This window comes from Microbacterium sp. NPDC089320 (assembly GCF_040684875.1).
Taxonomy (GTDB): domain Bacteria; phylum Actinomycetota; class Actinomycetes; order Actinomycetales; family Microbacteriaceae; genus Microbacterium.
The window spans coordinates 539,124-552,279 of record NZ_JBFBGY010000002.1; the positions used below are offsets into that span (position 1 = coordinate 539,124).

The window sequence follows — 13,156 nt, forward strand, 5'->3', positions numbered from 1 at the left end:
GCGAGCCTTAACCTTAGCCCGCGCTGTCCGCTACGCTCACGGTATGGGGTCCGACCATTACTTCACTGCGGCCCCGGCAAGCCCCGAGAACCTGCGATCGATCCGTGTGACGCTCGCAGGCCGAGAGCTGGACGTCACGACTGCTGGCGGCGTCTTCAGCCCGGATCGGCTGGATGCCGGTACTGCCGTTCTTCTCGCCAACATGCCTCCGGTTCCGCCGGGAGGGCACCTTCTCGATCTCGGAAGCGGGTGGGGTCCGATCACGCTGTCGATGGCACTGGCTGCACCTCATGCGACTGTGTGGGCGGTCGATGTGAACGAGCGGGCTCTCGATCTCGTGCGACGCAACGCCGCTGCTCATGGTCTCACTAACGTCAACGCATCGTTGCCGGAGGATGTTCCCGCTGATGTGACATTCCGATCGATCCGCTCGAACCCCCCGATCCGAGTCGGCAAGAACGAACTCCACGGCCTGCTCGAGAAGTGGATTCCCCGCCTCGACGAGCGCAGCGACGCGTGGCTCGTCGTGCAGCGCAACCTCGGCGCGGATTCTCTGCAGCGGTGGATCGGGGCGACATTCCAACCGGGATACAGCGTGCACCGCACTGCGACCTCCAAGGGCTACCGAATCCTGAAGGTGCGCAAGCACGGCACTCCCCCGACCGAGCCGATCGCTCTCGTCTGAGGGGCGCTCTCGGCCGACCCGGCACCGCGACGTCGTCAGCGAGCCATCAGCCGGGGCAGGTCGCGCATGTCGGTGAAGACGACCGCACCTTCACGTTCCAGCCAGTCCGACGGCGTGAGCCCGCCCGCATAACCGAACACGCGCATACCCGCAGCGCGGGCGGCGCGGACGCCGAAACGGCTGTCCTCCACCACGACGCAACGCCCGGGGTGCACCCCGAGCCGCTCAGCCGCATGGAGGAACAGATCCGGCGCCGGCTTCCCGTGCGCCACGTCGTCCGCGCTGAAGATCCGGCCGTCGAAGCGTGGAAGCAGACGGGTCATCCCGAGCGTTCTGCGGATCTTCGCGTGGGTGCCGCTCGATGCCACGCACGTCGCGGTCTTGATCTCGTCGAGCGCTGTCTCGACGCCGTCCACCGCCGTCAGCTCATCGGCGAACGCGGCGAGATACCACGGCTGGTAAGGCGTCTCCCACGCGTCGGGAAGCGCCCTTCCGAGGTGCGCTTCGACCTCAGCCCGGAAGTGTGCAGCGGAGCGTCCCACGAACCGGTGCAGGATCTGCTCGTGCGAGAGCTCCCACCCGAGATCCGCGAGCACCCTCCGGTCCACCTCGATCGAGAGCCGCTCGCTGTCGACGAGGACTCCGTCGCAGTCGAAGATGACCAGATCGATCGGGCCGGTCGTCCCCATCAGATCAGGTCGACCTCGCCGCTGAACACGAGCTGCGCGGGACCGGAGAGTGCGACATGCTCACCGTCCTCTGCGGGGAACATACGCACGCCCAGCGTGCCACCCGGCACCTCGACCCGCCAGTTGTCCGGCGCCTTGTCACCCGCCCAGTGGCGCACCGCCAGAGCCGTGGCCGCCACACCCGTGCCGCAGCTGAGTGTCTCCCCCACACCGCGTTCCGAGACGCGCATGGACACATGCCCGATACCGTCGCGCACGAGCGGCTCCCCCGGGACGACGAACTCGACGTTGGCACCGGCGGGCGGATCGGGCTCGAGCACCGGCGCACGGTGAAGCTCGAGAGATGCGAGTTCCGCCTCGGACGCGAGAGCGACCACGACATGCGGGTTCCCGACGTCGATGCCCAGGCCCGGTCTTGTGACCGGAAGCCCGTCGGCGGTGACGAGAGGGTCGTCGCCGGAGAGCTTCCACAGGCCGAGATCCACCTGATATCCCGTCTCACTGCGGGTCACATCGCGCACGCCCGCTCGGGTGCCGATGGGAAGTGTCGAGCCAGGCTCGATCGTGGCGAGGCCGGAGCGCACGAGATAGTGCGCGAAGACCCGGATGCCGTTGCCGCACATCTCGGCGATCGACCCGTCGGCGTTGCGGTAATCCATGAACCACTCGGCTGCCGGCTCCTCGGCGAGTGCGGCGCGCCCGTCCACGATCGACGCGGAGCGAACGACACGGAGGATGCCGTCGGCACCGATGCCACGATGCCTGTCGCAGAGCACCGCGACCTGCTCGGAGCTCAGCTCGAGTGCGCCATCGGGGTCGGCGATGATGACGAAGTCGTTGCCGGTGCCGTGCCCTTTGGTGAATGCGACCATTCGACCAGTCTAGAGATCTCGGCTACGCGTCGACGATCAGACGCCGACCCGTGTTCGACACCGAGAATCGTTCGTACCCCAGGTCGTCGTAGAAACCGAGGACCCCTTCGTTCCCCTCTCGCACCATGAGCTGCACTTTCGGGCACCCCATCGCGACGAGAAGCCGCTCGGCCTCGCGCACGAGTGATCGCGCAATCCCTCGCCGGCGATGCGACGCCGCGGTCGCCAGGTAATAGAGCCAGCCGCGATGACCGTCGTAACCTGCCATGACGGTGCCGAGGATCCCCGAGGCGTTCGACCCCGACTCGGTTGCCTCCACGACGAGAAACAGCTCGGGCTGCACGGTGAGCTTGCGCTCGATGTCGAGCCGCGGATCGTTCCATGGGCGAGTGAGACCCGCCTCGGTCCAGAGGGCGACAACCGACTCAGTGTCCGCTCTGTCGAAAGCGCGGACCTCCCAGTCCTCGCCTGCGGGCGGCCGAATGTTCGGCTCAGCCACGGCGCACGCGGTAACGCCCGCACATGAAGTTGCGGTTGCGCGCCACTTCGAGGAGCTCGAGGTCCAGTGTCCGTGGCAGGAGTGGCGCCCCGGATCCGAGCGTGACCGGCGCGTACTGCACCCACACCTCGTCCAGCAGGCCGGCATCGGCGAACTGCCCTGCCAGGTCTCCCCCACCGACGACCCACAGGTCCTTGCCACCGGCGGCGGCGACCATCTCGGTGTGCACGGCGATCACGTCGCCCTCAGCGGTGCGGATGTCGGCGCCGACGGGAATCTCGAGCGCTCGGTGCGTGAACACCCAGGTCGGCTGGGTATACCCCCAGCGCCCTTCTTCGTGGCGCATGACCCATTCGTAGGTCGACGCTCCCATGGCCAGAGCGCCGATCGTCTTCTCGAATGCCTCGTAGGCCATCGGACCCTCGGCGTCGATGTCCTGCTTCAGGAGCCAATCGAGGGAGTGCTGCTCAGTCGCGATGAAACCGTCGAGGCTGCTCGCGGTGTAGAAGTGGGTGGCCATGCGTCCAGCCTCTCATCGGCCACCGACATCGCGCGATGCGATGACGGATCTGTCTCAGGATCCGACGAGTGCCGCGGCATCCACGGGCGGCTCGTGCCAGGCGAGCCCCGGATAGCGCTTGAACCAGGACACCTGACGCCGCGCGTACCGACGCGTGAGCGCCTGTGTCTCGGCGATCGCTTCGTCCTGCGTGAGCCGACCGTCGATCTGCGCGAGAGCCTGAGAGTAGCCGATCGCACGCTGCGCCGTCACGCCACGCTCGAGCCCCTGTCGTCGGAGCCCTGCCACCTCGTCGACGAGGCCGGCGCGCCACATCCCTTCGACTCTGTCGTCGAGCCGTTCGACGAGGACGCTGCGCTCGACGTGAAGACCGATCAGACGCGTGTCCGCGTTCCACAGAGCCGGCTGCTGCGGCAGGGTAGCACCATGCGTGGCACTGCCCTGCTCGAGGACCTCGAGGGCGCGGATCACACGCCTTCCGTTCTTGGGATCGATGCGTGACGCCGTGGCGGGATCGAGAGCTCGCAGCCGCTCGAGCATCGCACCCGCGCCCTCGTCCTCGAGTTCTCGTTCGAGTCTGGATCGGATGATCGGGTCGCGCGGCGGGAAGGAGAAGTCGAAGATGACACTCGAGACGTACAACCCGGAGCCGCCCACGAGGATCGCGTCAGCGCCCCGACTCTGGATATCGGTGATGACCGACCGCGCGAGGGGCTGATACCAGGCGACCGCCGCTTCCTCGTCGACCTCGCGCACGTCGAAGAGGTGATGCGGAATGCCGCGCCGGTCGGCCGTGGCGAGCTTCGCCGTGCCGATGTCCATTCCGCGGTAGAGCTGCATCGCATCCGCGTTCACGATCTCGGCGTCGTTGCCTCGGCGACGCAGAACCTCGGCGAGATCGAGCGCGAGATCGCTCTTTCCCGTTCCCGTCGCACCCACGATCGCCCACAGGCGGGGAGCGTCGACAGCACGGCCGGGAGCCCGGCCTGTCATTGCTCCAGCACCGGTCTCATCGTGCGCAGCGGTCACCGCCCGACGCGAAGCGTCGGCAGGCCGAGGGACACCGCTCGCCTGCCGTCGGACGCCGCCGGTGCCGGCACCGCGCACGACTCCGCCTGGGCGCGATCCCAGGCGTCGCCGCCTCGGGTGCGACGGATCCTGAGCGGCGCGCCCGTCGGGTCGTCTGCCAGAAGGTGGAAGGGAGCCGCACGGGTGATCGTCACCGAGACGACATCTCCGGGTCGGGGAACGGCCGATCCGGGGGTGACCTCGAAATGCACGAGACGGTTGTCTTGGCCGCGACCGGTGAGCCTGTGGGTTTCGGCGTCCTTCTTGCCCTCGCCCGTCGAGACGAGCACCTCGACCTCTCGGCCGATCTGCTTCTGATTCTCTTCGAGCGAGATGCGCTCCTGCAGCGCGATGAGTCGGTTGTAGCGTTCCTGCACGACGGCCTTCGGAACCTGCTCCTCCATCGTCGCCGCCGGTGTGCCCTCGCGGATCGAGTACTGGAACGTGAAGGCGCTCGAGAACCGTGCCTGTTCGACCACCCGCATCGTGTCTTCGAAGTCCTCGTCGGTCTCACCCGGGAATCCGACGATGATGTCGGTGGTGATCGCGGCGTGCGGGATGCGCTCACGGACGCGGTCGAGGATCCCGAGGAACCTCTCGCTGCGATACGAACGACGCATGGCTTTGAGAATGCGATCGCTGCCCGACTGCAGCGGCATGTGGAGCTGCGGCATCACGTTGGGAGTCTCGGCCATCGCGTCGATCACATCGTCGGTGAATGCGGCCGGGTGAGGACTCGTGAAGCGGATGCGCTCGAGTCCGTCGATCTCGCCCGCGGCGCGCAGGAGCTTGCTGAAAGCCTGACGGTCGCCGAACTCCACGCCGTAGGAGTTGACGTTCTGACCGAGAAGGGTGACTTCGATCGCCCCGTCGTCGACGAGAAGGCGGATCTCGTTCAGGATGTCGCCCGGACGACGGTCTTTCTCCTTGCCGCGGAGGCTCGGAACGATGCAGAAGGTGCAGGTGTTGTTGCATCCGACCGAGATGGACACCCACCCGCTGTGCGCGGAGTCGCGCTTAGTCGGAAGAGTGGACGGAAACACCTCGAGAGACTCGAGGATCTCCAGTTCGGCGTCGCCGTTGTGCCGGGCGCGTTCGAGCAGGCCCGGGAGCGAGCCCATATTGTGCGTGCCGAACACCACATCCACCCAGGGCGCCTTGTCGAGCACGGCCTGCTTGTCCATCTGGGCCAGACAGCCGCCGACGGCGATCTGCATGCCGTCCTTGCGTCGCTTCACTGAAGCGAGCTGGCCGAGAGTGCCGTACAGCTTGCCCGCCGCATTGTCACGAACCGCGCACGTGTTGATGATCACGACATCGGCCTCGGCGCCGTCTGTCGCACGGACGTATCCTGCGCTTTCGAGCGAGCCCGAAAGGCGTTCGGAATCGTGGACGTTCATCTGGCAGCCGAAGGTGCGGACCTCGTACGAACGCTGGCGCCCGTCGCGGTCGATTGCGGCTGACGACGACGCGATGATCGTCGGTTCACTGCGCGGGATAGTCATGATCTCCCCATTGTACGAGCGCTTCTGAGCCGGTGCCGTTGCCTGTGGCGAACGATTCACTTGTCGACGTCAGTCCGAGTCGACGAAACGAACCCCGGAACTCGACGACCCGAAGGATGCCTCCGCGAGTGCCGTTTTCGCAGCCGACATCGCGACCGAACCGTTGTACCCGCGGCGCGCCAGCTGCCCGACAAGGCGGCGAAGGGCCGTGTCGCCATCGAGTCGCGACATGGATCGTGCTTTCGAGCGAGCGAACTCGAGCGCTCTCGCGGCGTCATCGTCTGGTACCTCGTCCAGCGCCGCGTCGATCACGTCGCGAGGAATCCCCCTCTGCGAGAGTGCGCGTGACAGAGCGACTCTCCCCTGTCCTTTGCGCTCGATCCCGGAGGTCACGAGCTGGTCGGCGAGAAGCGAGTCATCGAGGTAGCCGCGGCGACAGAAATCGTCGATCACGTCGTCGATCACTCCAGGGTCGAGTCGGTCCCCGTCCCGCTCGTAGCCCTTGAGCACCAGCCGCGCCTCTGACAACGAGAGAGACCGAGCCCTCAGCTTGCGCACGAGCAACTCCTCGGCGTCAGCACGCACCTTCGAGGGATCGACGCCGCTCTCGTCTGCGGAGTCGTCCGACTGCAATGCGCGCAGTCGAGGTGCTGACCGCGCCGCAGCGCCACGGGCGGGATGCCGTTCGCTGGGTCCACGGGAGTCGGTGAGCGCTGCCGAGTGCGAGTCACGGAACGTCTCGGCTCCGCTCGTTGTCGAGCGATCGAGACGGAGATCTTCCGCACCCCGCCGGGTGACTCCGTCAGGCTGCGCAGCGCTGCGATCGACCGGCCTCCTGGGCGCGGCATCCCGTCCGAACAGAGGGATGACGGGGGCGAGCTCTTGAGGCTCGCCCCCGCCGTCACTCACGGTCATGCCGGGCGGCGCTCGGCGAGCTCGTCAGCAGGAGCGTCGGGGGCGCCACCGATGCCGAGCTTCTGCTTGATCTGTGTCTCGATCGCCAGCGCGATGTCGGGGTTCTTGAGCAGGAACGTCCGCGCGTTCTCTTTGCCCTGTCCCAGCTGATCGCCGTCGTAGGTGTACCAGGACCCGGACTTCTTGACGATGGCGTGCTCCACACCGAAGTCGATCAGGCTCCCCTCGCGCGAGATGCCGACGCCGTAGAGGATGTCGAACTCAGCCTGCTTGAACGGCGGAGCCATCTTGTTCTTCACGACCTTGACCCTCGTACGGTTTCCGACTGCATCGGTGCCGTCCTTGAGAGTCTCGATGCGGCGAATGTCCATGCGGACCGACGCGTAGAACTTCAGCGCCTTTCCACCTGCGGTGGTCTCCGGCGAGCCGAAGAAGACACCGATCTTCTCGCGGAGCTGGTTGATGAAGATCATCGTGGTGTTCGTCTGGTTGAGTCCACCGGTGAGCTTTCGCAGAGCCTGAGACATCAGGCGCGCCTGCAGACCCACGTGGGAGTCACCCATCTCGCCTTCGATCTCGGCCCGAGGCACGAGCGCGGCCACGGAGTCGATGACGATCAGATCGATGGCCCCGGAGCGGACGAGCATGTCGGCGATCTCCAGTGCCTGCTCACCCGTGTCCGGCTGCGAGACGAGAAGAGCATCGATGTCGACACCGAGCTTTGCGGCGTAGTCGGGGTCGAGCGCGTGCTCGGCGTCGATGAAGGCGGCGATTCCGCCGGCACGCTGAGCGTTCGCGATCGCATGGAGGGTGAGTGTCGTCTTACCCGACGACTCCGGACCGTAGATCTCGACGATTCGTCCACGCGGGAGCCCACCGACGCCGAGGGCGACATCGAGAGCGATGGACCCGGTCGGAATGACGGCGACGGGCGCACGCTCGTCGCTGCCCAGTCGCATGACCGAGCCCTTTCCGAACTGGCGGTCGATCTGGGCGAGGGCGGTCTCGAGGGACTTCTCGCGGTCAGCGGGTGATGGCATGACGTGCTCCTTATGCTCGCGTGGTGCCGCCTGTAGGCTGTCGCGGTCCTCCCGGCTGGGCGGAACTCTCCGACAAGGCGTATGGCTCTTCGGCTCGTTCTTCACCGTACGAGGCACCTCCGACATTGCGTCATCAGCTCCGCGAAACAGGGAGAACACCGTCTCTGAACCACTTGTGCAGAAGACTACGCCCGCTTCGAACACATATTCGACGACACGCCGTCGCGGCGAGTCACGAATCGAAAGTGCCTCGAACGCCGCGCTGCGGGACGCTTCAGGGTGTCACCGCTTGCGCGGCTCCAGACGGCCTACCCCATGGCGCCGCTCCAGGGGAACATCCGTCTCGGCGCACAGCGCCAGCCAGATCTCGCGCGGTGGAACCCCCGCGTCCAACGCTTCGTCGGCAGTGCGTCCGGCGAGCTGGGTCAGAATGAGGTCGCTGACCAGAGACGACCCTCGACCACCGAATTCCGCGTCGACTGCGCGGAGGAACTCGCTACGTCGCATCAGAAGCTATTGGTGTGCGAGCTTCAGTGGAGCGACAGCTCGGGCTCGACAGAGGCCACGAGGTCGTCCGGTACGACATCAGGGAAGACCTGAATGCCTTCGAGGACCGAGATCCGATCGCCGACCTCGCGCATGATGATCGAGATGGGAACATCCAGAGCGTCAGCCACCGAGGCGAGAATCTCGCTCGATGCCTCCTTCTGGCCCCGCTCGACCTCGCTCAGATAGCCGAGAGCCACAGAAGCCTTGCTTGCAACCTGCCGGAGCGTCCGCCCCTTCTGCAGGCGGAAGTCCCTCAGCACATCGCCGATTTCCTGTCGTACAAGAATCATCGGAACCTCCTCCCAGATCGCCTTCTCGATGTCTCCCTCGAGGAGACCGCCAGTCTAGTCCTACCGACCTTCACAAAATCTACCTTCGCACGCTGTGCTTTCGGTGTGAGCACATAGGACATAACGGAGCACACCCATCCGCTATTCCCGCAGAAGCCGCGCGAGCAGGCCGATGGCTGCGTCGACCGCCTGCGACCGCACCTGCGCGCGATCGCCGTCGAAGACGAACAGCTCGGTCGCGGAGGAGTCCGGCGTCACGACTGCCACGTGCACCGTACCCACGGGCTGACCGTCGGGCGAGTCAGGCCCGGCGATGCCCGTGGTGGAGACGCCGACATCGGCAGGGGCCCCGTCGACCGTCAGTGCACCTCTCACCCCTGCTGCCATCTGGAGCGCGACTTCCGGGTGCACGGGCCCGTGCGCATCCAGAAGCGCACCGTCGACGCCCAGCAGCGTGTGCTTCACCGGCGTGGCGTATGCGACGACCGCTCCGCGCAGGGAGGCCGAGGCGCCCGGCACGGAGACGAACTCGGCCGCGAGAGCACCACCCGTCAGCGACTCCGCTACACCGAGCGTCCAGCCGCGCTGGACCAGCGCAGCGAGCACCGCCGACGCGGACGTCATGAGGACTGCCGTGCTCCTCGCACCTGCGCGACGATGTAGTCGATGCCGCTCGCCACAGTGAGGATCAGCACGACGACCATCAGGACGGCGGTCACGAGGACCCACGGCTCCAGGCCGATCACGACGTGCAGCGGAAGCAGCGCCCACGAGAGAGCCACCGCCTGCACCGCGGTCTTGACCTTGCCCATCCAGGCCGCAGCGACGACATGCTCCTTCGCCACCATGAGGCGGTGGATCGTGATGCCCCACTCACGGATGAGGATGACGACCACCAGCCACCAGTTGAGTTCGCCGAGCACTGCGAGGCCGATGAACCCGGCGCCGGTGAGCAGCTTGTCGGCGATCGGGTCCCAGAGCTTTCCGAAGTCGCTGACGATCTCGTACCGGCGGGCCAGATAGCCGTCGACCCAGTCGGTCGAGATCGCCACGATGAAGAGAACCGCGGCGATCCAGCGGACGACGATGTCGTCGAGTCCGTAGGTGCCCCCCACCAGGAGGAGGACGAAGAAGATCACTGCGAGAGGGATGCGCGCGATCGTGATCGCATTGGGAAGCTGCCGTGGAATGGCCATCAGTCGCGTCCCGTCAGTCCCCAGGCGTCTTCGTCGCCATCGCCCTCGGCCTCGACCACGGGCAGCCCCTGGAACTGCGCCTCCACCGGGTCGTGCGGAGCTCCGGCAGCCGGCGCGGCCGAGGGCGCAGCAGGCTTCGCCGGCACGTCGTCACCGCGAAGCTTCGCCATGACCTGCGGAAGCTGCTCTGCTGTGGCGAGGACGTCGCGAGCCTTCGAGCCTTCGGACGGGCCGACGATCTCGCGCGACTCGAGCAGGTCCATCAGACGACCCGCCTTCGCGAAGCCGACGCGGAGCTTGCGCTGCAGCATCGAGGTCGAACCGAACTGCGACGACACGATGAGCTCGGCCGCTGCGAGAAGAAGCTCGAGATCGTCGCCGATGTCCTCGTCGACCTCCTTCTTCTTCGTCGGCTCCAGCGCCTCCTGCACATCGGCACGGTAGTCCGGACGCGCCTGGCGGGTCACATGCTTGACGACCGCGTCGATCTCCTTCTCGTCGACCCAGGCGCCCTGCAGGCGGAACGGCTTCGACGAACCCATCGGGGAGAACAGTGCGTCGCCCTGGCCGATCAGCTTGTCGGCTCCGGGGCTGTCGAGGATGACACGGCTGTCGGTGACGCTCGTCACCGCGAACGCGAGCCGCGAAGGGACGTTGGCCTTGATCAGACCGGTCACGACATCGACGCTGGGTCGCTGTGTCGCGAGCACGAGGTGGATGCCGGAGGCACGCGCGAGCTGTGTGATGCGGACGATCGAGTCCTCGACGTCACGCGGAGCGACCATCATCAGATCGGCGAGCTCGTCGACCACCACGAGGAGGTACGGGTAGGGCTTGAGCACGCGCTCACTGCCCACGGGCAGCTCCACCTCGCCGGCACGGACCGCCCGGTTGAAGTCGTCGATGTGGCGGAATCCGAACGACGCGAGGTCGTCGTACCGCATGTCCATCTCCTTGACGACCCACTGGAGCGCCTCAGCGGCCTTCTTCGGGTTCGTGATGATGGGCGTGATCAGGTGCGGGACTCCCGCATAGCTCGTCAGCTCGACGCGCTTCGGGTCGATCAGGACCATCCGCACGTCGGTCGGTCGCGCACGCATGAGCAGGCTGGTGATCATCGAGTTGACGAAACTGGACTTACCCGAACCGGTCGAACCGGCGACAAGGAGGTGCGGCATCTTCGCGAGGTTGGCGATGACGATATTGCCGCCGACGTCCTTGCCGACACCGATCGTCATGGGATGCGTGCTCTTGTGCGCAGCCGGAGATCGCAGCACGTCGCCGAGCGCGACCATCTCCTTGTCGGCGTTCGGGATCTCGATTCCGATCGCGCTCTTTCCGGGGATCGGTGACAGGATCCGCACGTCGTTCGACGCGACCGCATAGGCGAAGTTGTTGCTCAGCTGGAGGATCTTCTCGACCTTGACGCCGTGACCCACCTCGACCTCGTACTGGGTGACTGTGGGACCACGCGAGAAACCGGTGACCTTCGCGTCCACCTTGAACTGCGTCAGCACACTCGTGATCTGCTCGATCACCCTGTCGGTCGCCTCGGAGCGCGCGACCGGCGGAGGTCCTTCGACGAGAAGTCCCGGCGACGGCAGCACATACGGGGTGACCGGGGCCTGCGGGCCTCGCTCCCCCGGGCCGGCCGTGCCGAAGCCGTCGAGACCCGGCAGCTCCGGCATCTCGCCTGTGTCGGACTCGTCATCGAGCAGTGCCGTGGTCTGCTGCCCGGCCAGCGACTCCGTCACGGAGCGCACGTCCGTCAGGACCTCGGTGGCCGCGTCGTACGGATCCTCCACGACGACGGCCTGATCGTACGCCGGAGTCGGCTCAGAGGTGGTCAGCAGCGCTGTGATGTCGTCGGAGCCCAGCGTCCCCTCATCGGGGTCTTCTTCGCGGCCTGTCTTGTTGCGTCGCCACCACGGAAGGACGTCGGGATCGTCCACCTTGTCGGAGTCGTCGATCGCGGCGGCGTCCTTCGCAGGCTTCTCGGTGCGCTCCGCGTCGAACATCCATGCGTACAGGTCGCCGAGGCGCCGTCCGATTCGGTTCGGCGGAGTCTTTGTCAGGATCAGGATGCTGAGTCCGGCCAGGAGCGCGAGCACGATGTAGGCACCCACAGGTGTGAGATACGACAGCGGCTCACCGATCAGCCAGCCGAACACGCCGCCCGCACCGCTCAGCGCTGTTATCTGAGGCTGAGGCTGAGGCTGCCCGCCTGCAACGTGACAGAAGCCGGATGACGTGATCAACAGCAGGCCGAACCCGAAACCGATGCGACCGTTGTCGTTTACAGAGGAGGGGTGGCGGAACAGCCACCCCGCGAGCAGCAAGAGCAGCAGGGGCATGACGAAAGCTACGCGCCCGACCAGAAGCCCGACAGAGTACGCGCTGATGTTCGAGGCGACCTCGTTGCCGATGAAGAACCATTCGTTGACCGCGCCGGCGATCGCCAGAAGCACGAGCAGGAACGGGAACCCGTCGCGCCGATCATCCTTCTCGAGCGTCTCGGGACCGAATGCCCGGAACAGACCACCGACGCCGTGGGCGAGCCCGTTCCACGCTCGTACCGCCACCGGCGGCTTGTCGATCTCGTCGATGTACTTCTTCGGCGCGGCCTGAGCTTTCGGAGCAGCCTGCCTCTTGGGGCGTGGCGTGGCGCTCTCGGACGCGCGCGCTGACTTCGTGGTACTCCTGGCCATGCTCTCACGTTACGACCAGACGCCGACAATGCCCGTAATGACGCGGCATTCCGACCGCTTCGGAGCGTGCGCGACAGAGATCAGGACGTGCGGTGCACCATCGTGTCCCGGAGGCCTCCCGCTTCGGTGACCACGAAGCCCTCCGAGCGATACAGGGCGTGCGCGAAGTTGTCCCGTTCGACACTGAGGCTGATCCGGGGGTGTCCCTGCTCGCGCGCGTGGGCCACGAGACGTCGAAGCAGTGTCCGTCCGACGCCGTGCGCACGCCAGATCGGCTGCACCCCGATGATGAGCTCCGGAACGGCGGTACCGACGAAACCGAATCCGGCATCGTCAGGCGCGAGCATCCGATACCACGCCGCCCCGATCGGACGCGCGTCGGAGTCGACGGCGACGAAGCCTGCGTCTGCGGGTCTCATCCACCCTGCGATGTACCGACGGTGCTCGGTGGCGGTCAGGATCTCATGCCGGGCTCGTGCCCCGCCGGAGCGCCAGTTCGCCGCTTCGACGACCATGTCGCCGAGGAAGCTCCCGTCCGCCTGATCGGCGGGTCGGATCGAGAAGACGTCCGGCATGGACAGATTCTAGGCCGCTCGCGTTACAGCCGAGTGTCGGTCGAC

15 protein-coding genes are annotated in these 13,156 nt (G+C 66.4%); 1 reads left to right on the forward strand and 14 read right to left on the reverse strand.

Annotated elements, in window-relative coordinates:
• Window positions 1-43 precede the first annotated feature (43 nt).
• Window positions 44-685: a methyltransferase gene (locus AB0N61_RS07190; RefSeq protein WP_167944539.1), complete on the forward strand. Its 642-nt coding sequence runs from the start codon at window positions 44-46 to the stop codon at window positions 683-685.
• Window positions 686-720: 35 nt separating this feature from the next.
• Here the strand turns inward: AB0N61_RS07190 and AB0N61_RS07195 are convergent, their stop codons facing one another.
• The 14 genes from AB0N61_RS07195 to AB0N61_RS07260 all read right to left on the reverse strand — a co-directional run bounded on the left by AB0N61_RS07195 (window position 721) and on the right by AB0N61_RS07260 (window position 13,111).
• Window positions 721-1,374, reverse strand: coding sequence for an HAD family hydrolase (locus tag AB0N61_RS07195; protein ID WP_363362751.1), 654 nt, complete (start codon window positions 1,372-1,374; stop codon window positions 721-723).
• On the reverse strand, window positions 1,374-2,246 hold the full coding sequence (dapF, locus tag AB0N61_RS07200; RefSeq protein ID WP_363362753.1) for a diaminopimelate epimerase: 873 nt from the start codon (window positions 2,244-2,246) through the stop codon (window positions 1,374-1,376). Before dapF ends, AB0N61_RS07195 begins: the two co-directional genes overlap by 1 nt.
• A gap of 22 nt (window positions 2,247-2,268) precedes the next feature.
• On the reverse strand, window positions 2,269-2,745 hold the full coding sequence (locus AB0N61_RS07205) for a GNAT family acetyltransferase (RefSeq protein ID WP_363362754.1): 477 nt from the start codon (window positions 2,743-2,745) through the stop codon (window positions 2,269-2,271).
• Entirely contained in the window at window positions 2,738-3,265 is a 528-nt protein-coding gene (locus AB0N61_RS07210; protein WP_167944543.1) for a dihydrofolate reductase family protein, read from the reverse strand. The genes AB0N61_RS07205 and AB0N61_RS07210 overlap by 8 nt, the downstream gene beginning before the upstream one ends.
• A gap of 54 nt (window positions 3,266-3,319) precedes the next feature.
• On the reverse strand, window positions 3,320-4,258 hold the full coding sequence (gene miaA, locus AB0N61_RS07215; RefSeq protein WP_363362756.1) for a tRNA (adenosine(37)-N6)-dimethylallyltransferase MiaA: 939 nt from the start codon (window positions 4,256-4,258) through the stop codon (window positions 3,320-3,322).
• A gap of 32 nt (window positions 4,259-4,290) precedes the next feature.
• The gene (gene miaB, locus AB0N61_RS07220) at window positions 4,291-5,838 is read right to left on the reverse strand and encodes a tRNA (N6-isopentenyl adenosine(37)-C2)-methylthiotransferase MiaB (RefSeq protein WP_363362757.1); all 1,548 of its coding nucleotides are present in this window, start codon (window positions 5,836-5,838) and stop codon (window positions 4,291-4,293) included.
• 69 nt (window positions 5,839-5,907) lie between these two features.
• The gene (locus AB0N61_RS07225) at window positions 5,908-6,753 is read right to left on the reverse strand and encodes a regulatory protein RecX (protein WP_363362758.1); all 846 of its coding nucleotides are present in this window, start codon (window positions 6,751-6,753) and stop codon (window positions 5,908-5,910) included.
• The gene (gene recA / locus AB0N61_RS07230; protein WP_363362759.1) at window positions 6,750-7,793 is read right to left on the reverse strand and encodes a recombinase RecA; all 1,044 of its coding nucleotides are present in this window, start codon (window positions 7,791-7,793) and stop codon (window positions 6,750-6,752) included. Before recA ends, AB0N61_RS07225 begins: the two co-directional genes overlap by 4 nt.
• Before the next feature lie 282 nt (window positions 7,794-8,075).
• Window positions 8,076-8,300 (reverse strand): DUF3046 domain-containing protein, encoded by a 225-nt coding sequence (locus tag AB0N61_RS07235; protein WP_363362761.1) that lies wholly within the window; start codon window positions 8,298-8,300, stop codon window positions 8,076-8,078.
• Between the two features lie 23 nt (window positions 8,301-8,323).
• Window positions 8,324-8,632 (reverse strand): helix-turn-helix transcriptional regulator, encoded by a 309-nt coding sequence (locus AB0N61_RS07240; RefSeq protein ID WP_042541772.1) that lies wholly within the window; start codon window positions 8,630-8,632, stop codon window positions 8,324-8,326.
• A gap of 141 nt (window positions 8,633-8,773) precedes the next feature.
• Window positions 8,774-9,256, reverse strand: coding sequence for a CinA family protein (locus AB0N61_RS07245; protein WP_363362763.1), 483 nt, complete (start codon window positions 9,254-9,256; stop codon window positions 8,774-8,776).
• A complete protein-coding gene (gene pgsA, locus AB0N61_RS07250; protein WP_363362765.1) occupies window positions 9,253-9,828 on the reverse strand; it encodes a CDP-diacylglycerol--glycerol-3-phosphate 3-phosphatidyltransferase in 576 nt (191 codons plus the stop codon). Before pgsA ends, AB0N61_RS07245 begins: the two co-directional genes overlap by 4 nt.
• Window positions 9,828-12,536 carry a DNA translocase FtsK 4TM domain-containing protein gene (locus tag AB0N61_RS07255; RefSeq protein WP_363362767.1) on the reverse strand — a complete coding sequence of 903 codons (2,709 nt, stop codon included), beginning with the start codon at window positions 12,534-12,536 and terminating at the stop codon, window positions 9,828-9,830. Before AB0N61_RS07255 ends, pgsA begins: the two co-directional genes overlap by 1 nt.
• A gap of 80 nt (window positions 12,537-12,616) precedes the next feature.
• A complete protein-coding gene (locus tag AB0N61_RS07260; RefSeq protein ID WP_363362769.1) occupies window positions 12,617-13,111 on the reverse strand; it encodes a GNAT family N-acetyltransferase in 495 nt (164 codons plus the stop codon).
• Window positions 13,112-13,156: the final 45 nt, after the last annotated feature.

Coding starts and splice junctions, on each gene's coding strand:
- miaB (WP_363362757.1), bottom strand. CDS start 5,838: ATGACTATCCCGCGCAGTGAACCGACGATCATCGCGTCGTCGTCAGCC.
- dapF (WP_363362753.1), bottom strand. CDS start 2,246: ATGGTCGCATTCACCAAAGGGCACGGCACCGGCAACGACTTCGTCATC.
- AB0N61_RS07260 (WP_363362769.1), bottom strand. CDS start 13,111: ATGCCGGACGTCTTCTCGATCCGACCCGCCGATCAGGCGGACGGGAGC.
- AB0N61_RS07225 (WP_363362758.1), bottom strand. CDS start 6,753: ATGACCGTGAGTGACGGCGGGGGCGAGCCTCAAGAGCTCGCCCCCGTC.
- AB0N61_RS07245 (WP_363362763.1), bottom strand. CDS start 9,256: ATGACGTCCGCGTCGGCGGTGCTCGCTGCGCTGGTCCAGCGCGGCTGG.
- AB0N61_RS07255 (WP_363362767.1), bottom strand. CDS start 12,536: ATGGCCAGGAGTACCACGAAGTCAGCGCGCGCGTCCGAGAGCGCCACG.
- AB0N61_RS07240 (WP_042541772.1), bottom strand. CDS start 8,632: ATGATTCTTGTACGACAGGAAATCGGCGATGTGCTGAGGGACTTCCGC.
- AB0N61_RS07190 (WP_167944539.1), top strand. CDS start 44: ATGGGGTCCGACCATTACTTCACTGCGGCCCCGGCAAGCCCCGAGAAC.
- AB0N61_RS07195 (WP_363362751.1), bottom strand. CDS start 1,374: ATGGGGACGACCGGCCCGATCGATCTGGTCATCTTCGACTGCGACGGA.
- recA (WP_363362759.1), bottom strand. CDS start 7,793: ATGCCATCACCCGCTGACCGCGAGAAGTCCCTCGAGACCGCCCTCGCC.
- AB0N61_RS07235 (WP_363362761.1), bottom strand. CDS start 8,300: ATGCGACGTAGCGAGTTCCTCCGCGCAGTCGACGCGGAATTCGGTGGT.
- miaA (WP_363362756.1), bottom strand. CDS start 4,258: ATGACAGGCCGGGCTCCCGGCCGTGCTGTCGACGCTCCCCGCCTGTGG.
- pgsA (WP_363362765.1), bottom strand. CDS start 9,828: ATGGCCATTCCACGGCAGCTTCCCAATGCGATCACGATCGCGCGCATC.
- AB0N61_RS07210 (WP_167944543.1), bottom strand. CDS start 3,265: ATGGCCACCCACTTCTACACCGCGAGCAGCCTCGACGGTTTCATCGCG.